This window comes from Clostridium sp. TW13, assembly GCF_024345225.1.
GTDB classification, from domain to species: domain Bacteria; phylum Bacillota; class Clostridia; order Clostridiales; family Clostridiaceae; genus Inconstantimicrobium; species Inconstantimicrobium mannanitabidum.
Map to the genome: position 1 here is coordinate 1,507,049 of NZ_BROD01000001.1, position 22,661 is coordinate 1,529,709.

Annotated in this window: 27 protein-coding genes and 1 pseudogene; 21 read left to right on the top strand and 7 right to left on the bottom strand. The window is 28.5% G+C overall.

Features of this window, described 5'->3' with window-relative positions; translation table 11 throughout:
• The first annotated feature begins 597 nt into the window (after positions 1-597).
• The 4 genes from OCU47_RS07290 to OCU47_RS07305 all read left to right on the top strand — a co-directional run bounded on the left by OCU47_RS07290 (position 598) and on the right by OCU47_RS07305 (position 3,329).
• Positions 598-1,749: a hypothetical protein gene (locus OCU47_RS07290; protein ID WP_261827938.1), complete on the top strand. Its 1,152-nt coding sequence runs from the start codon at positions 598-600 to the stop codon at positions 1,747-1,749.
• A gap of 24 nt (positions 1,750-1,773) precedes the next feature.
• A complete protein-coding gene (locus tag OCU47_RS07295) occupies positions 1,774-1,896 on the top strand; it encodes a hypothetical protein (RefSeq protein ID WP_261827939.1) in 123 nt (40 codons plus the stop codon).
• A gap of 317 nt (positions 1,897-2,213) precedes the next feature.
• Positions 2,214-2,564 carry a hypothetical protein gene (locus OCU47_RS07300; RefSeq protein ID WP_261827940.1) on the top strand — a complete coding sequence of 117 codons (351 nt, stop codon included), beginning with the start codon at positions 2,214-2,216 and terminating at the stop codon, positions 2,562-2,564.
• A gap of 141 nt (positions 2,565-2,705) precedes the next feature.
• Positions 2,706-3,329, top strand: a complete 624-nt coding sequence (locus OCU47_RS07305; protein WP_261827941.1) for a restriction endonuclease — start codon at positions 2,706-2,708, stop codon at positions 3,327-3,329.
• A 227-nt stretch (positions 3,330-3,556) separates the two neighbouring features.
• Here OCU47_RS07305 and OCU47_RS07310 read toward each other — a convergent pair whose 3' ends face one another.
• On the bottom strand, positions 3,557-3,832 hold the full coding sequence (locus OCU47_RS07310) for a barstar family protein (RefSeq protein ID WP_261827942.1): 276 nt from the start codon (positions 3,830-3,832) through the stop codon (positions 3,557-3,559).
• Position 3,833: 1 nt separating this feature from the next.
• On the bottom strand, positions 3,834-4,286 hold the full coding sequence (locus tag OCU47_RS07315) for a ribonuclease (RefSeq protein WP_261827943.1): 453 nt from the start codon (positions 4,284-4,286) through the stop codon (positions 3,834-3,836).
• Positions 4,287-4,590: 304 nt separating this feature from the next.
• On the opposite strand from OCU47_RS07315, the gene OCU47_RS07320 reads away from it, so the two are divergent.
• From OCU47_RS07320 to scpB, 6 genes are all read left to right on the top strand, one after another.
• Entirely contained in the window at positions 4,591-5,109 is a 519-nt protein-coding gene (locus OCU47_RS07320) for an NUDIX hydrolase (protein ID WP_261827944.1), read from the top strand.
• An 81-nt stretch (positions 5,110-5,190) separates the two neighbouring features.
• A complete protein-coding gene (gene spoIIM / locus OCU47_RS07325) occupies positions 5,191-5,823 on the top strand; it encodes a stage II sporulation protein M (protein ID WP_261827945.1) in 633 nt (210 codons plus the stop codon).
• Positions 5,824-5,941: 118 nt separating this feature from the next.
• Positions 5,942-7,246, top strand: a complete 1,305-nt coding sequence (locus tag OCU47_RS07330; protein ID WP_261827946.1) for a pyrimidine-nucleoside phosphorylase — start codon at positions 5,942-5,944, stop codon at positions 7,244-7,246.
• A 149-nt stretch (positions 7,247-7,395) separates the two neighbouring features.
• Positions 7,396-8,502 carry a D-alanyl-D-alanine carboxypeptidase family protein gene (locus OCU47_RS07335; protein WP_261830597.1) on the top strand — a complete coding sequence of 369 codons (1,107 nt, stop codon included), beginning with the start codon at positions 7,396-7,398 and terminating at the stop codon, positions 8,500-8,502.
• Positions 8,503-8,620: 118 nt separating this feature from the next.
• Positions 8,621-9,376, top strand: a complete 756-nt coding sequence (locus OCU47_RS07340; protein WP_261827947.1) for a segregation/condensation protein A — start codon at positions 8,621-8,623, stop codon at positions 9,374-9,376.
• Complete coding sequence (gene scpB, locus OCU47_RS07345) at positions 9,363-9,950, top strand: SMC-Scp complex subunit ScpB (RefSeq protein WP_261827948.1); 588 nt, start codon at positions 9,363-9,365, stop codon at positions 9,948-9,950. Before OCU47_RS07340 ends, scpB begins: the two co-directional genes overlap by 14 nt.
• Positions 9,951-10,031: 81 nt before the next feature.
• On the opposite strand, the gene OCU47_RS07350 is transcribed toward scpB, so the two are convergent.
• The 3 genes from OCU47_RS07350 to OCU47_RS07360 form a co-directional block, all read right to left on the bottom strand.
• Complete coding sequence (locus OCU47_RS07350) at positions 10,032-11,096, bottom strand: galactose ABC transporter substrate-binding protein (RefSeq protein ID WP_261827949.1); 1,065 nt, start codon at positions 11,094-11,096, stop codon at positions 10,032-10,034.
• A gap of 156 nt (positions 11,097-11,252) precedes the next feature.
• Positions 11,253-11,642 carry a GerW family sporulation protein gene (gene ytfJ / locus OCU47_RS07355; RefSeq protein ID WP_261827950.1) on the bottom strand — a complete coding sequence of 130 codons (390 nt, stop codon included), beginning with the start codon at positions 11,640-11,642 and terminating at the stop codon, positions 11,253-11,255.
• Positions 11,590-12,183, bottom strand: coding sequence for a DUF2953 domain-containing protein (locus OCU47_RS07360; RefSeq protein WP_261827951.1), 594 nt, complete (start codon positions 12,181-12,183; stop codon positions 11,590-11,592). Before OCU47_RS07360 ends, ytfJ begins: the two co-directional genes overlap by 53 nt.
• Positions 12,184-12,254: 71 nt before the next feature.
• Between OCU47_RS07360 and OCU47_RS07365 the strand changes: the two genes are divergently transcribed.
• A complete protein-coding gene (locus OCU47_RS07365) occupies positions 12,255-13,262 on the top strand; it encodes a D-alanyl-D-alanine carboxypeptidase family protein (protein ID WP_261827952.1) in 1,008 nt (335 codons plus the stop codon).
• A 161-nt stretch (positions 13,263-13,423) separates the two neighbouring features.
• Here OCU47_RS07365 and OCU47_RS07370 read toward each other — a convergent pair whose 3' ends face one another.
• Positions 13,424-13,894 (bottom strand): metal-dependent transcriptional regulator, encoded by a 471-nt coding sequence (locus OCU47_RS07370; RefSeq protein ID WP_261827953.1) that lies wholly within the window; start codon positions 13,892-13,894, stop codon positions 13,424-13,426.
• Positions 13,895-14,092: 198 nt separating this feature from the next.
• Here OCU47_RS07370 and OCU47_RS07375 point away from each other — a divergent pair, with 198 nt between their 5' ends.
• The 4 genes from OCU47_RS07375 to OCU47_RS07390 all read left to right on the top strand — a co-directional run bounded on the left by OCU47_RS07375 (position 14,093) and on the right by OCU47_RS07390 (position 18,477).
• A complete protein-coding gene (locus OCU47_RS07375) occupies positions 14,093-15,400 on the top strand; it encodes an Nramp family divalent metal transporter (RefSeq protein WP_261827954.1) in 1,308 nt (435 codons plus the stop codon).
• A 182-nt stretch (positions 15,401-15,582) separates the two neighbouring features.
• A complete protein-coding gene (locus OCU47_RS07380; RefSeq protein ID WP_261827955.1) occupies positions 15,583-16,575 on the top strand; it encodes a sulfide/dihydroorotate dehydrogenase-like FAD/NAD-binding protein in 993 nt (330 codons plus the stop codon).
• Positions 16,572-17,849, top strand: coding sequence for an FAD-dependent oxidoreductase (locus OCU47_RS07385; RefSeq protein ID WP_261827956.1), 1,278 nt, complete (start codon positions 16,572-16,574; stop codon positions 17,847-17,849). Before OCU47_RS07380 ends, OCU47_RS07385 begins: the two co-directional genes overlap by 4 nt.
• Before the next feature lie 286 nt (positions 17,850-18,135).
• Positions 18,136-18,477: a hypothetical protein gene (locus tag OCU47_RS07390; protein ID WP_261827957.1), complete on the top strand. Its 342-nt coding sequence runs from the start codon at positions 18,136-18,138 to the stop codon at positions 18,475-18,477.
• A 174-nt stretch (positions 18,478-18,651) separates the two neighbouring features.
• Here OCU47_RS07390 and OCU47_RS07395 read toward each other — a convergent pair whose 3' ends face one another.
• Positions 18,652-19,212 carry a hypothetical protein gene (locus OCU47_RS07395; RefSeq protein ID WP_261827958.1) on the bottom strand — a complete coding sequence of 187 codons (561 nt, stop codon included), beginning with the start codon at positions 19,210-19,212 and terminating at the stop codon, positions 18,652-18,654.
• A 422-nt stretch (positions 19,213-19,634) separates the two neighbouring features.
• Between OCU47_RS07395 and OCU47_RS07400 the strand changes: the two genes are divergently transcribed.
• The 6 genes and pseudogenes from OCU47_RS07400 to OCU47_RS07425 all read left to right on the top strand — a co-directional run bounded on the left by OCU47_RS07400 (position 19,635) and on the right by OCU47_RS07425 (position 22,468).
• Positions 19,635-19,841, top strand: a complete 207-nt coding sequence (locus OCU47_RS07400) for a tRNA-specific adenosine deaminase (RefSeq protein WP_261827959.1) — start codon at positions 19,635-19,637, stop codon at positions 19,839-19,841.
• Between the two features lie 21 nt (positions 19,842-19,862).
• Positions 19,863-20,165: a hypothetical protein gene (locus OCU47_RS07405; RefSeq protein ID WP_261830598.1), complete on the top strand. Its 303-nt coding sequence runs from the start codon at positions 19,863-19,865 to the stop codon at positions 20,163-20,165.
• 181 nt (positions 20,166-20,346) lie between these two features.
• Positions 20,347-20,499: pseudogene (locus OCU47_RS07410) on the top strand (IS1595 family transposase); the annotation flags it as partial.
• Between the two features lie 97 nt (positions 20,500-20,596).
• Positions 20,597-20,812: a hypothetical protein gene (locus OCU47_RS07415; protein ID WP_261827960.1), complete on the top strand. Its 216-nt coding sequence runs from the start codon at positions 20,597-20,599 to the stop codon at positions 20,810-20,812.
• A gap of 166 nt (positions 20,813-20,978) precedes the next feature.
• On the top strand, positions 20,979-21,269 hold the full coding sequence (locus OCU47_RS07420; RefSeq protein ID WP_261827961.1) for a hypothetical protein: 291 nt from the start codon (positions 20,979-20,981) through the stop codon (positions 21,267-21,269).
• 581 nt (positions 21,270-21,850) lie between these two features.
• Positions 21,851-22,468, top strand: a complete 618-nt coding sequence (locus OCU47_RS07425; protein ID WP_261827962.1) for a hypothetical protein — start codon at positions 21,851-21,853, stop codon at positions 22,466-22,468.
• Positions 22,469-22,661: the final 193 nt, after the last annotated feature.

The window sequence follows — 22,661 nt, forward strand, 5'->3', positions numbered from 1 at the left end:
AAGTAAAGTGATAACTCCTAATGGAGTGAGGAGTAACTTTGAGAGAAGATTTTTAGTTGCATGAAATAATACACTAAAATAATAAAAGAAATTATTAAATATAAAAAAACTGATACTCGCCAAAGTATCAGTCTAAAAACAAATATAGTTTTATTAATTTTACACCTTCCATTAAGAAAGGCAAAGTATAAACCCGATATCAATAGTTTATCACAAAAAAATTAAAAATGAAATGGGATATGTTCAGTTTCTTTGCTACCTTTTTTAGGAAAATATATTAAGATCAGCAAATTCGTTTTAAATATTTCACATAATCGAAAGGAAAACGAATAATTATGTTGAATATATGATATAACAGGAAGAATTTGTGATGCCTAATATTTTTTTACAAGTTAGACCTATATGAGTAGAATTGAAAAACATAGTGTATATTGTAAATTGACAAATGAAAATATAGAAATCAATATAACTCTAATAATTCATTTAATTTGATTTGAATGTATCATTGCTAGTATATACACTCTAAAAATTATATTTGGGCAATGTTATAAAATATACAAGGTAAAGCAATTCAGTTTTATTAAAAAGGGGGATACAATGAACGGAGGCCAAACTTTAAGATATATAAGGACAACACTAGGCTTAAAGCAAAAGGATATAAGAAGTGAAGGATTAAGGGACATAAGTGGAATTGAAAATGGGGTAGTGCAAATGTCCTCTAAAATAGCAATAGCTTTAGAGAAAAAGTTAAACGAGGTTATAAAGGAAAAACATCTTGAGGGAATACTAGACTTTGAAGTAAACAGCCTTCTATTTAAGAAGGGTTTAGATATAGATTTTGAAGAATGTTTTAAAAAAATGAGTAAGGATTATAAAATAGATAGACTTTTAGAACTAACTCAGGAGAAATATGAATTTAGCAATGTTAAAAGAGCAATCGAAATATTAGCAAAAGATTATAGCAACAATCTAAATGGTATTTCAATATTATCCTATTTAATTATAGAAAATAGTAAGGATGATAGTTGCTTAATATATGCTTATTTACAATTGCAAAGAGTAGCATATTACAAAAATGATTGGAATAATATCATAACATTTTATGAAGTAATAAAAAATAAAATTGATTATTGTCAAGATTTAGAGATGAAGGATGATATCTACATGAATGTTGCCACAGCATATTTTTTATCAAAAGAATATAGTATAGCAGAACAAATGGTATTAAAAATTAGGTATAACCTAAGATACAGAGTTCATATAGATAATTTACTAACTAATATAAATGTAGAATTTAAAAAATATGATAAAGCTATAGAAAATAGTTGTAAAATGCTAGAGCATGCTACAACTGCGAATGAAGATTTAACTAGTAAATTTAATATTTGTTGTATTGCTTCATTTAAAAATGATATAGATTTATTTTATAAATATTTTAATTTAATAGAAGTTGATAAAGAATACTATCAATTTACTAGAGAACAATTTTTAAAATTTATAATAAAAGCTTGTGAAACTTTAAAAATAAATGATGAAAGTACATTAACCAAGATATTTAAAGTGAGTAAAAAAACATGTTATAAGGATATAGAAAATATAGATTATTTTGATAAAAATTTAAAATTAATAAGTAAGATAATTATAAAGAACAATATAAAACTTGATGCTGAAATGTTCGTTTATATACAAAAAAATATGGATTTAGAAATTAAAGATAGAAAAAAACTAATAAGTTTATGTAATATTTAATATTATTTGAAAGGGGGTGAAAAAATGAAGAAGACAGTTAAAGTAGTTTTATCAGTAGCAGTAGTAGCATTAGTTACTATTCCAACAATTGCAATTTGTCAAATTGGTATACTTCCTCCAGTTGGTACAATATTATTTTTAAAATAATTAAATGCTAATATACAAAAGACAAAAGGTCATTATAAGATAATAATTGTAAAAGTTTTTTTGAGCATGCATATCAAGTCTACAGAATCTTTTTCCAAGAGTAAATTCTGTAGGCTTGATTTTTATATAATTAAGCGCTACTGATACTTATTATATATTCAATTTACAGTCTTATTTTATGTACATTACATCTTGTACAAATTTGGGTTAACTGAGAATTTGATAAAAGTTTTAAAAAATGAAAGGATTCTGAAAATTTTTGTAGAAGTATAATATAAATGGTATAAATGAGTAATATTTTATTTGGAGGGTTATATATGCAAGTTACAAAAAAATTAAATAAATTAGCACAAGACTTAAATTTATCTAAAAATAAGATAGTTGAAGAGAAGGAAATTGAAGATAATATAGATTTACATAATGAATGTGATGATGCTACCAATAGACATATGAAAAACGTAAGTATAACATTAATGGGGGATCGGGAAAATTTTTATTTTCATGTAAATAATAAGCAGGTAGACAAAACTGCAATATCTCAAGAAGAATTAGATGGTTTATATAATTGGCTTATAAAAGAAAATACTTCATCCCATGCTGTGACATGTAATGATAAAAGTCAAGTAATATTAATCCGAAATTCTATACTTTTTGCTGGAGCAAAGTAGATTTTGAGCATGTTTTTGTAAACAATTTCAAAGTGGTTGATTTTTCTTTTTTAAGATTAAACTATGTGAGTTTGAGAGGTCTTCTGTTTGTATGAAACTAAACTACATTGCCTATAATATTATGGTAAAGGCGGTGTAGGAATGATTATAAACATAATACTTTTTATTATAGATAACATGTCATTAATTACAGTATTAATTTTAGTAGCAATAATACTTTATAGCTGGATTAGTATGTTAAAAAATAAAGATTATAAATATATGTTAAATTGTAATAAAAGAATTAAAAATTCAACGCTAACTGAGAGAGAGCTAGATCATGTAAAGGAAAAAATTAAGAATATGAAGACTAAAGAATTAGAATTGTTTAGTCAATGGTTATTTAAAAGCATGGGAAAATACAAATCAGTCATATTAACATCTATTGAAAATGATCAATGTAGAGGATTAATTTTATTAGAGGTTAATAATGATACAGTATTTGTAGAATGTATGAAATATGATGATCAGTTTACTGCTGCAGAAAATTGTATGATAGGGCAAGAAATGTGCCAAAAGCTTATAGGAGCAATGACAGTTGATAATGTTAGGAAAGGAATTATTATTACAACAGCAAATGTTGATGGAAATTTAAAAAGTTATATTAATAAGCTAGAAGAGGATACAGATTTAATGATTGATATATTAGGATTAGATGATATTATGAATTTAATCCAAGAAATAAATACAGTTGAAGTACTGAATGTTATAGCGTGTGTACATTAATTAAGACAAACATCTATTAGTTAATGTAGCTTTGTATTTAATGTAATGCTTTTGATTGGTAAGCTTAAATATTTATATAAAGAGAAAAATGAATTCCAATATATTTTTATGAAAATATATTTCAACAAATAGAAATTAAAGCTCATTATAGCGTATAATGAGCTTTAATTTTTGCTTTAGTAATAATACTTTTATCTATGATTCTTAGTGGTAATCACTATATAAAGTTATAAAACTTCTATAATTAGATCTTTGTTTGAATAATCCTTAACCTTTTGAAATAAATCCAACGTTTTTTGTGCATAGGAACCTAAATATTTTTGACTGTTTTCAAAATTAATCCATGTTATTTTTATTGGTAATTCTACATCTGTTGTTAAGCAGTCCCATAATGCATCTAGATTATTTCCATAATAATCTGGAAGATCTAGAGCCTCTTTCAGTTCTAAGTGCAACTTTTCCTTTGTAATTATAGTATTACCATCTAGTATAATTGTCTTCAAGTTAATTCTCATCTCCATAATAACAAGTAAATGTTTGATAATGGTCTGTTGTACCATAAATTAGTCCATCATTAGAATATAATAGCCTATCTGCGCCTCTATGTCCACCGAAATAGTTAATATCACATTCGTGCCATACTCTTCCTGGAGCATCTGGTAATACTTCTTCAGAATTAGTAAAAATATCTCCTCCTATGCTTTTTCCGTAAGCATAATCCCATAAATCCCTTCCTGGGCGCCAACCAAGTTTATATGCTTGAGATTTTGTTATATAGTTACTTGGTAATACTCCATACTTATGAATGTAATTTGCTACTCCTTGAAAATCGTTAATAGTAGTTTGAGAGTATGTTACTCGTGCACTTGCTGAAATTTGATTACTGTAAGTATTGATTCCAACAAAAAGGAAAAATAGAGTAAAAATGATACAAAGTTTTTTAAATAGATTTTTCATTATTAATACATCCTTTCTTATAATTATTTGTATAATTGTTAAAAACATATAGTATTTATATTACAATAGTAAGTTTATTCAATCAATGTAAAAAATATATAAAGATAGTGTGAAAATTTGTAAAGTAATACTAAAACTAAGCAAAAAAAAGTTTTTTATATTTGTAAGCGGAATATTTATGTATATAACTTAAAAATCTCTATTTATGTCAAATAAAAATAATAAGTGTAAAATAATTAATCATGTGTACATGGTATAATATATAGTGATTAAATCATTTTTATTTATAAAGTAGGAGGAAAACATGAATTTTGAAGAAAAAACTTTAGAAGAGAAACTTATATATAAAGGAAACTTTTTGAAGGTGACAAATCACAAGGTACAGTTACCAAATGGCAATATAGGAAGTAGAGATATAGTGAGACATCCTGGTGGAGTAGCAGTTGTAGCTTTTTTAGACCAGTATACAATACTTTTGGTAGAACAATATAGAAAGCCACTTGAGCTTATTACTCTTGAGCTTCCAGCAGGGAAGTTAGAGATTGGAGAAGATCCAGAGATATGTGGACTTAGAGAATTGGAAGAGGAAACAGGATATAAGGCTGGAGATCATGAATTCTTGGGCAAGATAGCTACAACTCCAGGATTCTGTGATGAATATATATATTTGTATAAAGCGACCAATCTTACTGTGGGAACAGTAAATATGGATGAAGATGAGTTTGTGAATGTTAAGAAGTTAAAGTTGTCAGAAGTTAAAGAAAAAATTAAAAAAGGTGAAATTATTGATGCTAAGACAATAGCTGCTTTGAGTTATTTATAGTCAGACAAAAATTAATATTATAAGAATATGCTCCCTCTTAGAAACATATATATTATTAAGTTGTTTTTAGGAGGGATTATTATGGTGAAGTTGTTAAATGCTAAGAATACTAGGAACGTTAGTAGTAAAGGTGTAAATTCGTTTTTAATTATAATAATTTTGTTTATAGGAATTGGTTTTATACTAGGACTCAATTCAGTATTCTATATGAGTACGAATAATTTAGAAGAACTTAATTCATATTTAAGTGGATTCATGAGGTATATTGGTCAACAAAGCATTAATTATAAAGAAATTTTTTTAAACTCAGTAATATCAAATTTAATTTTATTTCTAATTATTTATGTTTTAGGAAAATGGTTTTTTGGTGGTCCATTTATACTTGTAGCAATACTTTTTAAAGGGTATACTATTGGATTTACTTTTACTACTTTTATTAGAGTTCTTGGCACTAAAGGATTGGGAATAGCTTTGGCAGGAGTAGTACCACAAAATCTTTTTTACATTCCTTGTTTTATTTTTATTGGTATGGTAGCTTTGCGTAATTCTTATGAACAACTTAAAAGAAAATTTACTAAAGAAAATAAGATTAAATATGATAATTCATATATCAATGCTACGCTTATGGTAGCAATACCACTTGTAATAGGCATAATAATAGAGAGTTTTTTGATGCCAAGTATATTAAAAGCTATTGTCTCTAAACTATATTGATAGTATAATATGTTTTTTAAGCCCTACATTTTATTTATTTTTGGACTTTTGTATGATATATGATAATATATAAGTGATAAAATGAAAAGGGTTCCTTAAAATATTGGAGGCGATTAAAATGAGAATGTATGATTTAATTTTAAAGAAAAGAAACAATGAAGAACTTTCTACAGAAGAAATTCAATTTTTTATAAAAGGGTATACTGAAGGTGTAATACCAGATTATCAAGTATCAGCCCTATTAATGGCTATATATTTTAATAAGATGACCAAGAGAGAAACTGCAGATCTTACAATGGCTATGGTTAATTCTGGAGAGATTTTAGACTTAAGTGGAATCGAAGGAATAAAAGTAGATAAACACAGTACAGGTGGAGTTGGAGATACAACAACCTTAGTTTTGGCACCAATGGTAGCAGCACTAGGAGTTCCTGTTGCAAAGATGTCTGGAAGAGGGTTAGGACATACAGGAGGAACTATAGACAAATTAGAGTCGTTTAAAGGATTCTCAGTTGAAATGACTAACGAAAAATTTATGAGCAATGTTAACAACATAAAAGTTGCAGTAGGAGCTCAAACAAGCAATTTAGCTCCAGCAGATAAGAAATTATATGCATTAAGAGATGTTACAGGCACAGTAGAAAATGTATCATTAATAGCATCAAGTATAATGAGTAAGAAGATTGCATCTGGTGCTGATTGTATAGTGCTAGATGTTAAAGTAGGTGAAGGTGCTTTTATGAAAACACCTGCTATGGCTGAGGAATTAGCTAAAGAGATGGTTGATATAGGAACACATTTAGGAAGAAAAACTGTTGCAGTAATATCAGATATGGATCAGCCTTTAGGTTTTGCAGTAGGTAATAATTTAGAAGTAATTGAAGCAATCAATACATTAAAAGGTCATGGACCTAAGGACTTACTTGAATTATGTTTAGCGCTAGGTAGTAATATGGTAGTTTTAGCCAAGAAAGCGGATACAGTAGAACAAGCAAGAGAGATGTTAATGGAAACAATAACTTCAGGTAAGGCAATAGCAAAGCTAAAGGAATTTGTAAAAGCTCAAGGCGGAGATATAGAATGCATTGATGATACAAATAAATTTGAAAAAGCTAAATCTCTAATTCCAGTATATTCAGATAAAAATGGTTTTGTAAATAAGATTCATGCTGAAAAAGTTGGGTTAATTGCTATGGAACTTGGAGCAGGAAGAGCTACTAAGGAATCGGTAATAGATCTATCAGTAGGAATTGTTTTAGAAAAGAAGAGAAGTGATGAAGTTAGAGAAGGTGATGTAATTGCTTATATCTATGCAAATGATGAAAAGCTTGGAGAAATCGCCAAGAAGAAACTAAAAGAATGCTATGTGATAGAAAATGTGAAAAAAGAAGAGATTCCGCTAATACATAATATAATTAATTAATTTTAGCCTCTCCTCCAAATATATTTTATATTGTTTTTTTGTGATATTTTTAAGAAAACAGGTAAATATATTATTGAGAGGAGGCACAGAAGATGAACAAAAGATTTATAAAAAATACAGCAAAAGTATTATCAGTATTAGCAATTTTTATGTGTTTACCAAAGCAAGTAAAAGGTGATGAAGGAATCAACGTAGAAGCTAAATCAGCAATTTTAATGGAGGCATCCTCAGGAAAAGTTGTGTATGAAAAAAATTCCCATGAGAAATTTGCTCCAGCATCAGTAACAAAAGTAATGACCATGTTATTAGCCATTGAAAATGTAGATAATGGCAAGATGACTTTAAATGATAAGATTACAGCTAGTGAAAATGCAAAGAAAATGGGTGGAAGTACAATGCTTCTTGATACTGGAGAAATAAGAACAGTAGAAGAGATTCTAAAAGGTATTGCAATAGCTTCAGGAAATGATGCAGCAGTTGCAATGGCAGAATATCTTGGTGGTTCTGAGGATGGTTTTGTACAAATGATGAACAAGAGAGCTAAAGAGCTTGGAATGAATGATACCAATTTCAAGAATTGTACAGGTTTACCAGTGCAAGATCATTATACTACAGCTTATGATATTTCTATAATGTCTAGGGAATTATTGAAGCATCCAAAAATATTAAAGTACACTGGAACTTATATGGATAATATAAGTGAAGGAAGAAAATCACCTATAGAGCTTGTAAATCACAATAAGTTAGTAAGATTTTTCAAAGGTTGTGATGGGCTTAAAACTGGATATACTACTGAAGCAAAATACTGTATTTCAGCTACAGCAACCAGAGATGGTGTAAGAATGCTTTCAGTAATTATGGGAGCACCTACATATAAAATCAGAAATAGAGATGCTAGTATGCTTTTAAACTTTGGTTTTTCTAAATTTGAAAGTAAAAAGTTAGCTCAAAAAGATCAAGATATTACAAAAATTAATCTTGATAAAAATGGGGAAAAATTCTTTATCTTAAGAGCTAAACAAGATTTGAGCATTGTAGTGCCAAGAGGTAGTAAAGAAGAAGTTGAACGTAGAATAACACTTGATGAGAAGAAGAAAAGATATAATAAGGATGAAGTAGTAGGCAAATGTGAATATTATATTGATAATGAAAAGTTAGGTGAAATTGAAGTTTACTCAGATAGAGATGTAAGAAGATTTAACTTACTTGAAAACATTAAATTTAACTTGAAAAATCTTTTCAAAAATGGTGTATAATAATATGAGGGAAAGCAGCTTAAAGGTTGTTTTCCCTTATTAACTTGCTTGTTTGAAGTTATATTGATATTATATAATAAGTGTAGAAAATTAATGTTGGATTGTAGGAGGAGAAGTTGTGGCATTACCAAATATAAAGATAGGGGAGTTTGACGGCCCTTTTGATTTGTTACTATATCTTATTAAGCAGAATAAGATGGATATTTATGATATAAAGATTTATGATATTACAATCCAATATATGGACTATATTAACCAGATGAAAGAATTTGATTTAGAAATAACTTCTGAATTTATATTAATGGCAGCAACTTTGCTGGAGATTAAATCTAAAACTCTTTTACCAAAACAAAAAGATGAAGAAAGTAATGAGGAAGATCCAAGAAAAGACTTGGTAGAAAAACTTCTAGAATATAAGTTGTTTAAAGAAGCAGCAGGATTTTTTAAAGAAAAGAGTCTGTATACAGGTACTGTATTTACAAAGAAGCCCGAAGTAATTGATGATACGAAGTCTAAGAAACATACCAATGAAGATTTCATAAATAATACCACTATTTTAGATTTATATGGCTTATATTCTAAACTTATAGAACAATACAAGACTAAGCAAAACAATAATAATTTTATTGAAAAAAGAATTTTTGTAGATAAATATAAGATCGAAGATAAGTCACAATTTATTATGGACAAATTAAAGGAAGTAAAAAATACAAACTTTCTTAATATTGTACAAGATTGTGAATGTAAGATGGAAGTAGTAGTAACATTTCTAGCTTTACTGGAATTAATTAAGCAAAGAAGTATTAAAATAATCCAAAACGGAAATTTTGATAATATATTTATAGAGAGAGTTGAAATAGATGGACAAGATTAATTATTTACAAATGGAGTTTGAAGAAGAAGAAAAACGATCCAAGTATTTATCAGCAATAGAAGCATTGCTTTTTGTCAGCGGAGAGCCATTAGCTATAAAGGAAATAGCAAGAGTTCTAGAGTTAGAAATTAATTATGTTAAGATGCTTTTAAATGAACTTGGGAGAAGCTTAGAGGATACATCAAGGGGTGTAAAATTAATTGCATTAAATGATTGTTATCAGCTGGTAACAAAGTCAGAAAACAGTGATTATATTCAGCTTCTGCTAAAAAAGAATGTAAGACAAACCTTATCACAAGCTTCTTTAGAGAGTTTGGCTATTATTGCTTATAGACAACCAATAACTCGTATTGAAATAGATGAGATAAGAGGTGTAAAGAGCGATTCTGCTATACAGAAGTTAATTGAACGTAACTTGATTAAAGAAGTTGGACGACTTGAAGTTCCTGGTAGACCAATACAATTTGGAACTACTGAAGAGTTTTTAAGACAATTCAATTTACATGAAATTAAGGAGTTACCTTCTTTAGATTTATTTGAAGTTGCAGTTGATGAAAATGAGAGCAAGGAATAATAATTTTCACTTAATTAAAAAATGAACTTAGGAAAGTGTTTCCTGAGTTCATTTTTTATAGTATGCTGCAAATTATCTATATTATTTTTGTGGATAAGGATTCTTATAATAATACTTTGTAGTAGGAAGACGAATAGCAACTAAGGTTTCATCAAATTTATAATTTGTACCTGCTATAGGACTTTTCCCAGCTATCATATTAATGCCGCAGGTATATAAAGCTTCTGCATAAGCACCTGCATCCTGAAAAACAGAACCTAGCATGAGTTCTTTATCTATTAACTCTTTAGCTTCAGGGGTAACGTCAACTCCAACAACTGGAATTAATCTAGATTTATCTCCAGTATTATAACCATACTCTTGTAAAGCTTTGATAGCACCTATAGCCATAGTATCATCATTTGAGATTATTAACTCAATTTGATCACCATACTTTTGAAATAATGCTTTAATAAATTCATAAGCTGGCTGTTCCAGCCAATCACAAACTCTAAGAGCTATTTGTTGCGTAGTAATTCCAGAAGACTCAATTCCATAAACAGAGTACTTTGTTCTTAGAACTGCTTCTGAACTGCTAAGTTCTCCTTCTAACATTACATATTGTAAAACATTATTATTATTTTTATCAATAAATTGTTTACTAGTATTCCAAGTGTTTACAATCATTTCAGCTTGTAAATTTCCTGCTTCTTTTCCATCTGTGCCTATGAATAAAGCCTTACTGTAGGATTGTATTGGTACTGGTGTCAGAGGTTCTCTATTAAATAAAATTACAGGAACATTATATTCTTTGATTTTATTAATAACTGTTTGTGCAGCAGTTCTATCAACTATATTTAGTAAAATCAAATCAACATCTTCATTGAGAGCCTTGTTTATATCTTGATTTTGTATATCTTGATTTGATTTGCCATCATAATAAGTGAATTTAATTTTATCTGGATTTGCTATTTGAATGTTTGCTAGTTTTGCTGCAATTTCAGCAATAAAGTCATCATTAAAATCTAACAAAAATACAGCTGCATTTATTGGCTTTCTGTATGTGGTATTATTTGAACTGGCAGATAATTTATTTGAGCCTGTTAATATAACACTAATTAATATAAACATTAAAAAAAATGATAATAACCGATATATTTTCTTCATTTTATCCTCCATAGCAATATAATCTTACATTGCTATTATCTGATTAATAGATATTATTATTCAAAAAATATAAAGTGTACCTTAAAGCTAGAATGTTATTAATAGTACTCTAACTTTAAGGCACACTTTAAATACTAAATTTATTTATAATGATTTTTAGGAATTAGTCTTATCATCTGTAAAAGCATTTTTAATCATTTCGATGACTTGAGGAACAGTATCAATTAATCTATCTATAGAGTTAGAAGGTTCTACAGGAAGAAGTCTTGCAGTTCCATTTTTAAGAACTAAAAAAGCAACTGGTTTTACTGAGATTCCTGCACCAGAGGCCCCTCCAAAAGGATGCTTTTTATCTATAGCATCATGCACTTCCTTACCAAATTCACTTCCACCAGAAGCAAATCCAAAATTAACTTTAGAAATAGGCACTATATAGCTACCTTCTTTTGTTTCAATTGCATCACCTATTATTGTATTAACGTCAATCATTTCTTTAAGATTTTCCATAGTTGACTTCATCAAATTTTCTATTGGATGACTTTCCATATTTTTTTCCTCCTATATAACTTAATAGTAAAAGTATCATTATATAAATTAGTTTTGCTAAATTTATGATAAATATACAACTTAAATCGCAATTAACAAAAAAAGAATTTTCAAATTTATATATAACCGAAACACAATTTTTTTTAAGAATGAATGGAATTCTTAGCAATGTGCAAAATAAAGATGTTATTTCTGTTATAAAAGGATACATGAGTGCTGTAGTTGCTGCATTGTCAAAATCATATTCAAATTTAAATTTAAGCCGAAGAGTTGGCTTGTAAAAAGTATGTTTAAGCTTTTTTATAAATATTTTTGCAGTGTTTATATATATAGTTTTTTGGCTTTTTTCAATCTTTTCAGCAATATTATTCTCTTTAATTTTTTCTTCGGTTTTTTTGAGATCTTCAGGTGAAATTATCTTCTTTTTATTTAGTTGTATATTAAAAAGCATTACTTTAAATTTTTTATCAATATAAGAAATTCTCAATTTTATTGGGATAGGAAATAATAAAATTATTGCTACTATTATTAATATCTTCATATCAGGCCTCCATTAAGGCATTATTGACAGATTTATATTATTTTAAACTATAAAATTATGAGGTGGAAAAAATGAAAAATATCTTACAGAAGTTTGTTTGTGTAATTTTAATTGCAATAATATGTTTATCAAGTTTTACTTATAAATGTTATGGTAAGACTAAAGGATTTATTGATTCAAGAAATGCTATTGTTTTAGATGGAGATAGCAAGCAGGTGTTATATGAAAAGAATGGCTTTATACCTGTTCCAATGGCAAGTACCACTAAGATATTAACAACTATAGTAGCCTTGAATAGTGGCCGTTTAGATGAAAAATTTGTGGTAAGTAAAAAAGCTGCTAGTATAAGAGGTTCAAAGGTTGGATATAAAGCAAATGAAGAGGTAAGCCTAAGGGAGTTACTTTTTGGATTGATGCTTAGGTCAGGTAATGACGCTGCAATAACCATAGCAGAAGGACTAAGTGGAAGTGTAGAAAATTTTGCTGAAACTATGAAGAATTTTGCAAAAACAATTGGAGTATTGGATTGTTCTTTTGAGAGTCCTCATGGGCTAGATTCACAAAATCACTATTGTTCTCCCTATGATTTGGCTGTAATAACCTCTGTTGGAATGGATAATCCTATATTTAAGGAAATAGTATCTACTAAAGAAATTAAAAAAGAAAAGTACAATTTTAATAGAGATTATAATAATATAAATAAAATTCTTTGGAGAATTCAAGATGCAAATGGTGTGAAAACTGGATATACAGGGCAAGCAGGAAAATGCTTGGTTACCTCAGTACATAATGCCAATAGAAATATTATTATTGTGACTTTAAATTCACCTTCAAGATGGGAAACTACAGAAAAATTATATAAAATGGTACAGGAGGAATATGATTTTGTATCAATAGATTGTGATGAAATCTTAAAAGATTTTGATGTAAAATTAAATGAAAAGCAGTATATGAATTTTTCTATACCTAAGGGAGAAAAATATAATATTTTGAAAGATAAAATTGATAAAAAAACATATAAGCTTGAGATTGTAAATCCACAAAATAAAATAATTATGTATAAGATAGTAGAAATATAAATTCAATAGAGCCGATAAATTTGAGAGTTTATCGACTCTATTTTTGTGTAGCTCATGGATAAAATTATTTATTTTTGCAGTAGAGCTACCACATCAAATTATGCGCTTTACAACCGTGACAGAGAATATAAATTTAAAGAGTTCAGTGTATTGTGTAGGAATCATTTTTGATTTTTAACATAGTCCTTATACTGCTCTAGTATGTCTGGATTAGTATGAATGAAATCTATAAAATTCTGAAAACATATAGTTGTTTTTTTACTTATGGTATGCTCAATTTTTTCAGTTTCTTTCAAGATTTCTTCTTCAGGTATTCCTAATATTTTTAATAAATGCTCAATAATATTATGACGGTTTAATAATGCTTCACCAATAACTTCTCCTTCTTTCTCAAGGATGATAATTCCATACTTTTCATATTTTAAAAGCTTTAGGTCTGATAGTTTTTGTATCATTTTAGTAGCAGAAGGTGGCTGAACGTTAAGTGATTTTGAGAGATCATGAACTCGTGTAAAACCTTTATTCAAAGATAGTCTATATATCATTTCAAGATAATCCTGCATAGAGGCAGTAAGTGAATCTTCTTCATTTTTCATATATTCATTAAAAGTATAGAAACTACTATTATCCATATTATCACCTTCCTCTTAAATAATAGTATCTTTAATAAATTATATTCATTGTAAGATAAAGAAATTAGTATAAAGTAACATTTTTATGAAGGCCACATATTCTATATTAAATACTAGTTTAGTTTAGGCTAAGAATGTTACCTATGAATAAATGTTGTTATACATAACTTAAGTTTAATAAGGAAGGTGCAATTTTAGATGGAAAGTGAAAAAAGTTTGCTAGATGGTGTTATGTTGCCTAAACATATAGGAATAGAAAGTTGTATAAATACTGAAGGAAACATAGCTAAAATTACAATAAAACAAGTAGTAAAATTCTTAGGGCCAGCTTTTGTTGTTAGTGTTGCCTATATAGATCCAGGAAATTTTGCTACAAATATCAGTGGAGGATCAAAATTTAATTATTCACTTATTTGGGTTATTTTGTGGAGCAATTTAATGGCTGTATTTTTACAAACTATGTCTGCAAAGTTAGGCATAGCCACAGGACACAATCTACCTGAAATGTGTGCTAATGTATTTTCAAAACCTACAAACTGGGTATTTTGGATTATTGCTGAGGTAGGGGCAATGGCAACAGATTTAGCTGAATTTCTTGGAGGAACCTTAGGAATATATTTATTGTTTCATATACCTATGATATATGCAGGACTTCTTACGGGGGTATTAACATATATAATTTGTTATATGGAGAAATATGGTCAAAAGACAGTTGAAGTTATAATAGCAGTTCTTGTGGCAGTCATAAGTATTTCATATACCATTGAATTATTTCTTGCAAAGCCTGATTGGACCCAGGTTGGAATACACACACTAGTACCTATGTTACCAAATGGTGAGGCTGTTTATATTGCAGTAGGAATGCTTGGGGCAACAGTTATGCCACATGTTATATATTTACATTCGCAGTTAGTTCAATATAGGGGGAAAGATTTATCCATTGAGGGAAAATTAAAGCATCTAAGAATGGAAAAAATAGATGTAGCTATAGCTATGAATATTGCTTTTATTATTAATGCTGCCATGGTTATAGTTTCTGCTTCAGTGTTTTATACAAATGGGGTTCCGGTAGGTACAATTGAGCAAGCTCATAAATCATTAGAACCTTTATTAGGATCCTTATCAAGTGGTGTATTTGGAATTGCTTTACTAGCATCTGGACTTTCATCATCAGCTGTTGGTACTCTTGCAGGACAAACTATCATGAAAGGATTTGTAAATTTAAGTATACCAGTAAATATAAGAAGGCTGATAACTATGATGCCAGCTCTTATTATAATATTGCTTGGAATAAATCCAATGAATGCTCTTGTTTTAAGCCAAGTTGTACTTTGTTTTATTCTTCCATTCCCAGTAATTCAAATGTTGATTATAGCCAAGCGCAAAGATTTAATGGGGATATTCGCAAACAAAGGCTTAATAAGAATACTAGGGATTATAATTGCTATGATAATAATAGTACTAAATGCAGTGCTTCTATATCTAACATTTACTGGACAGGCTTAAATAGCAAATGAACTTCAGTTTTTAAGAAATTGAAGTTCATTTGCTTTTATATGGGAATTATTTTGAAGAATAGAAGTGAATATATAAGGCTATTATTTTCTTTCTACTTGCTTTGAAAATAGTAACAAATTCATTTAAAACCAATATTCTAGTAGTATAGATTACTTTTATTGGAGGCATTCATGAATTATGAAATTATAGATTGTATAGATTCAGGAACTGAATTTTGTCCATGTAAATTGGCAGAAGCTAATGAATGTATACTTTGTTCACAAATGTGTGGAAAAAAGTTTTGCGATTGTATGAATTGGAAGGGTACTTGTATTTATCAAGAGTTTTATAATAATGGCAATAAAGCTAAAGAGGGAAGAAAAGCATTTGACTGCTCAATTAAGGAAGTAACTAAATTACAAGAGGATCTCATAAAAATAAGATTTTCTGTGCCTCATAAATTAGCCCTAGATTTAACTCCACCAGGCAGTTATGTATTTCTTAGAACAGATGATAATGTATATTTTGATGTTCCAATATCTATAGCTTATTCAGATACAGATGCTGATGAGATAACTGTATTGATTGAAATAAGAGGAATAAAAACTAAAAAGCTTACTGAATTGAAGGAAGGAGACATTTTAGGAGTAAGAGGACCATATTGGAATGGTGTCTTTGGTCTTAAGAATATTCAAAATGCAAAAAACGGCAATTGTGTTGTTATTGCAAGAGGAATAGGAATGGCTCCTATGTTGCCTGTAATAAAAAGATTAATTAATAATGGCAACAGTCTTCGTCTTATAATAGACAAAAGTCCTTATGAGGAAATATATGTTAAGGAATATCTAGATGAATACAATTTAACTTATGAAGAAATACCAGTTTTAAACAATAAAGGAGAGCTATCAGAAGAAATTAAAGCTGTAATAAAAGAAGAGTACGATGGAAAAGAAATCTCTTTGATTCACTGTGCAGGGGCAGATATATTAACATACAGGATGATAGAATTTACCAATTCTTTAGATACAAATTTGAAGATTTCATGCTGTAATAATGCAAAGATGTGCTGTGGTGAAGGAATATGTGGAAGCTGTACTGCAAGATTTAAGGGTCGAAAAGTAAAGAGATTATGTAAGGTTCAAACAGATCCTAGGAATATCTTTGAAGGGAGAAGATTTATATGAATGTAATTGTAGTTGGCGGTGGATGGTCTGGTTGTGCCGCAGCTATCACAGCAAAAAAAGCAGGTGCAAATGTTAAATTATTCGAAAAAACAGATTTACTTTTAGGTCTTGGTAATGTAGGCGGAATAATGAGGAACAATGGAAGATACACAGCTTCTGAAGAATTAATTGCTCTAGGCGGAGGAGATTTAATAAACATTACTGATAAATGCTCAAGGCATACAAATATAAATTTTCCAGGACATGAGCATGCAAGTTTATATGATGTAAATATAATTGAGGGCGAAGTTGAAAGATATATTAAAAGTTTAGGCATAGAGGTACATTTGCTTTCAAGGATTACAGATATTGAAAAAGAGGACGACAAAATAAAGGGCATTTATTTGTCAGATGGAAAGTATGTAGAGGGAGATGTAATAATAGAGACTACTGGCTCAACAGGTCCAATGGGAAACTGCTTACGTTATGGTAATGGATGTTCAATGTGTATTTTAAGATGTCCAGCTTTTGGACCAAGAATAAGCATAAGTGAAAGAGCAGGAGTCCATGATATTCAAGGAGAAAGAAGCGGAGATGTACTTGGAGCGTTTAGTGGTTCTTGTAAACTTGCAAAGGAAAGCTTAAGTGATGAAATAAGAAATCAACTTGATGAAACAGGTGTAGTTGTATTAAATATACCAAAGGAAGATATAAATTATTCAAAGCTTGAAACCAAGGTTTGTCAGCAATATGCATTAAAGGAGTTTGCGGAAAATGTAATTTTGCTAGATACAGGTCATGCAAAGTTAATGACTACCTACTATCCACTAGAAAAGCTTAGAAAAATTCCAGGAATGGAGAATGCAAAATATGTAGATCCTTATGCTGGTGGTAAAGGAAATTCAATAAGGTATTTATCAGTTGCTCCAAGAACTAATGATATGAGAGTAAAAGGTATTGATAATTTATTTTGTGCTGGAGAAAAATCAGGGCTTTTTGTTGGACATACTGAAGCTATAGTTACAGGATCTTTAGCAGGAAATAATGCAGTAAGATATGCTATAGGTATGCCTTTGTTATATTTACCAAGATCCCTAGTAGTAGGAGATTTAATTGCTTATGAAAATGAAAGAGTAGAAACAAAAGAAGGAAGAATGGCAAGATACACTTTTGCTGGTTCTGAGTATTTTAATAGAATGAAAACTCTAGGACTATACACAATTGATATAGTCGAGATTAAGAAGCGCGTAGAGAAGATGAATCTAACCAATATATTTAATATGAAATTAGTTTAGATATACTTTAGGTGCTGTTTATATTCTAATATTCTACAGAGTATTAGAATATAAAAACTTCTATATTAAGCAATTTTAAAATAAATTGAGTTAGTATAGTGAGATTATGTCCAAACTATCGGCATAGGTACCTTAAAATAAGGTTATAGATTCTCACTCTAAATATTAAAAGGTAGCACAAATCAAATTAATAAACTTGTGATTTTGAAATTGAATATGCGATGTTGGGTAAAAATAGTATAATATACTTGAATTAAGATGTAAAAATTGGAGGGGAAACCTAATTATGAAAAAGGTAAAACTGGCCATTGCTTTTCTATGGCAGGGTATAATTGCTTTTATATCTCCGCTTTGGATTGGCCTAATATATATGGATATCACAGGTCATGGTAAAGGATATGACTACGACTTGGGAAGTGAAGTAGATATTTATATTGTAGAAGGTATTATTGCACTGATATTGTGGAGTATAGCAATTTTACCTGTGACTATGTGGCTAGGTCTAGAATTTTATGAGATAAAGAAAAGACTAGCAACAATTCCTTTATTATCATTTATCATATTATTTGTTATAGGAATTGCATTCATTGGGTTAAAGAATTTTTTAAGTGCATTTGGAATTCGATGAAAAATAAATTAGAATTTATTAAGAAGCGTATTGACTATACTTTAGGTGCTGTTTATATTAAACAATTTTGCAATAAGGATCTGTGAAAAATTGTGTTGAAAATTATAGGTAGAATTGTCCACCCATAATTTTCAATATAAGAAAAATGTGACTTATAGATAATTTTTCATAAGATTATTTTATAAGAATTCCTGCTCCTGTATACAAGTATGGAGTATCCCTTTCTAATTTAAGCTTACCGTTAGATTCGATAATAAAATTCTCCCAAAGAACATTATCAATACCATTACCATAGATAGCAGATGAATTTAACATTTTCAATGTATTATCTTCATATTTGATAAGTATATAATGTAATGCTCTAACAGACTTTTCTGAATTGCACAAAATAATTGCATATTTGTTAGCACCTGATTTTACTTTATCAATAGCATTTATATTTGCAAAAGATATGTTAAATCCATTTGCAAGTTGTATAAGTGGACTATTAGGCAACATACACATATAGGAATTTGAATACCATGTTTCACTTAATTCTATGGCCATCTTTTCTGGATTTGCACAAGCTTCATGGATACCAATATTATTTGGACCTAATTGAATTTTGTTATAAATATTATCAACAAAAGTTCTATCATTTATATGCTGAGATTTATTGGTTTCCCATAAATAGTAAGCAATTGAATATGCACCACAACTCATACTACCTTTAGGTTGAGAAATGTATGGCTTCATTAAAACATCGACTTCCTCTCATTAGATTACAGTTTCAAATATAGCTTATTATAACACAAATTGTAAAATTCTACATCTACTATACATAAAACAACTTTCTCTTTTTTATTAGATATACTTTAGGTGCTGTTTATATTTTAAAATAGGCTTTGTTTTAAATCAATGTTTAAATATGATGCTGATGAAGTGTTTTTTATGTTATAATTAGAGTATATATTAACTGTAATTTACTGAATAATAGTGAAATATTATGCTATGGGCTATTTACGTATTCTTTGGCATTTATTACTATAATCCAATGAAAAAGGTGAAGGAAAGGGTGTTGATTATGGGAGTTTTATTTAATAAGGCAATTATAAATTTTGCAGAAAGAATATATTTTTAGGAAACATGATTTGATTCATGTTTTGGAAGGAATAGTGATGAATAATAACAAACATGAATTATATATTAAAAGATGTTATGAGTTAGCAGTGAATACTGGAAAAAAAGGATATGATACCTTCGGTGCTATATTAGTTAGTGGTGGGGAAATTCTTGAGGAAGCAGAGAATACAGCAGATTATAAAAATGGATTATTTGGTCATGCAGAGTTTAATTTAGTTCATAAATGTGCCAATAAATATTAAGATAGTATTTTAGAAAAATCCATTTTATATACGAGTTGCGCGCCATGCACTCATTGCATGATGGCAATTGCTTCACTTGGAATTAAGAACATAGTATATGGAGTATCTTATAAAACATTTAATTTGTTATTACCATTTGAACCAGAGTTAATTGAATATGAAACTATCATGAAGAAAATGGGAGTATCAATTAATCTCGTTGGACCAGTTTTAGAAGACGAAGGAATGAAAGCTTTTGAGTATTGGGGTGGAACTTATCGTCCACTTGAAGAACTTCTTGAAGAAAGTGCTAATATGAGAAAAGGCAATAATTGCAGTCATTGATTTTAAGAAATTTTCAGTATAATATATAATACAATTTTCTCAAAAGCAGATTAAGTGAAGCTAAAAAGGCTTTCCTTAATCTGCTTTTTAAATACTATCTTATAACATAGTCTAAAAATAAAACTATTTAAATATAAAAATATAAATATATAAATATTTATAGGAAAAATGCCAGTTTAGAGTGTTTAACTATATGTACTGGTTCAAATGGCTTGAACTATTTGAAAATGATAAAGAAACAGTAAAAGTAAAGAATTTTATGGTTCAATGCAATGTAGCTCATGATTATAGAAAAGCAGGAGACTTCAAGGAAAGAGAGCTGGTGTTTGTATAAATATACACATTATATTGAGATTACTGTTATAATTAGAGCATATATTAACTATAATTTATTATTAAATGGTAAAATATTATTTATTTGGGGGATTAACATGTATAAAAGGAATAAACAAAAAACAACAATCACTATAGAACTATTAATATTTGTTATTTCAATTAGTTGCATGTATTATGCTCTACTACAAACACCACTTAAACTATGGGAAATAACAGTAGTTATTCTTACAGCAATTTTAATTATACTAATCAGTGAACTTTTAGTATTATATATGTTTAAGAAAGTTAGTAAGAGAAAAACTCATTCATAATATTCTTAAAAGATGAATTAAGGTAAGGCAAAATGAACTGACCCCTGTTAAGTAGACACATACAAAAAATAAAAATATAAATTAATTAGCATATAGATTGACTACAATTTATTACACAATGGTATTAAGATAATACAAATCAGTCTAACAACTGTGGGGGAATAAAATGAAATTTCAAAGTATAAAAGTTAATAATTCCAAACTGTTTTGTCTTGGGATAGATTTGATTAGAGATGAATATATAATGGCTATTACGATATGTGGGATAGCATGGTACGAACAATATTTTAGTATTTCAGAAGAAGAATTTAATCTGTACCAAGAAAATGAAGATGAATTTATGAATATTTACAAAGAATGTATATATTCTGGAACTGCGAATCAAAGATTCTTATGTAGTGACATGATAAAAGAAAACAACTGTAAACAGTTAGAAAGATTGAAAGAAGGAAAATAGGTACTTCTATTGATTGTTATTTAATTTGTACATAAGGATTGTTTAACATTTATGGACTTATATACAGGGGGAGATGCTTACTAATATATTATGAATTTTTGAAAGGCTAGTATTTGTGGCCTTTTTTTATTGTGTAAAATATAATTATTACCGGTAAAGATAACTTATATAAAAAAGAGAACAAGAAATTGTAACAAAACAAGTTCAAAGTATAAAAGAAAAGAAAAATAAAAAGAGTGATGAGAAGTTTATATAAGAATTAAAAGAAATACAAAACATTTTAAGAGAGAATGAAAATAATATAAATCAAAAAGATATTGAAATTGCAGGCAAGATTGATAATTTGGAAAATGAAGTGAAAAGAATTTAATTATATAGAATAAAGTTTAAGACTAGGTGAGGCATACCTAGTCTTTTAAAATTGAAAAAAAGAGAAAAGAATCAAAAAGAAGAATAATGAGAAAATCAAGCTTTAAACGCATTTTTCTTTATTATCTTCTATATTAAATGTAATTATACAAAATATTGACAAAGTTATCTAAATCTATACAATTAAATATGAAAAGGAGAGGGGGATATAAATGAAACAGAAATGGTATGAAAAAGATTCAGGAGTTATAACATTATTGATTCTATTCTTTCCAATAGGTTTATATTTGATGTGGAAAAAAACAAATTGGAATAAAAAGATTAAGGGGGCTATATCTTTTTTTGTATTAATAACTTTAATATATAGCCGTGTAAGTACAAATTATATTGATAATCAAGTGGCTGGAAATAATAACAATAATAAGACAGTTCAAACAGGGAATATAAATTTAGCCAAGTCGGAAACACCAAAGTCAGAAACTAAAAACACTTCAACTATAAATCCAAATGATACTTCAAAAAAAGAAATTGCTAGTACAAGTTCAACAAATTCAACAAATACTTCATCAAGTAATTCAAGCGACAATAATAAAAATTCAAGTTTCAGCTCAAATACAAGTTCAAATTCAAGTGGTAGTAGTAGTTCAAGTCAAAAAGATGTTACTACATATGAACCAGCTAAAGGTGATAGAATAGTTTATTGGACACCAGGAGGGAAATCATATCATTATAATAAAAATTGTAGATCTCTTGCTAGAAGTAAAACTATTTTAGAAGGAGCAGCTTCAACTTGTCCTAAAACAGATCCTTGCAATAATTGTGTTAGATAATTAAATTTATAACCTAGGTATAAAAAGCCTAGGTTATAAATTTATACAGGAATTACTTAGCACTTATGGAGGGTAAAAAATATATCATTACCAATATATAAGGAGAGGTGTTAGGGGCAAAAATAAGTTTAAGGAAACAAGAATGAGGAGATATATGATGAATCAAAAGGAGTTTAAGAATTAATTAGATGCT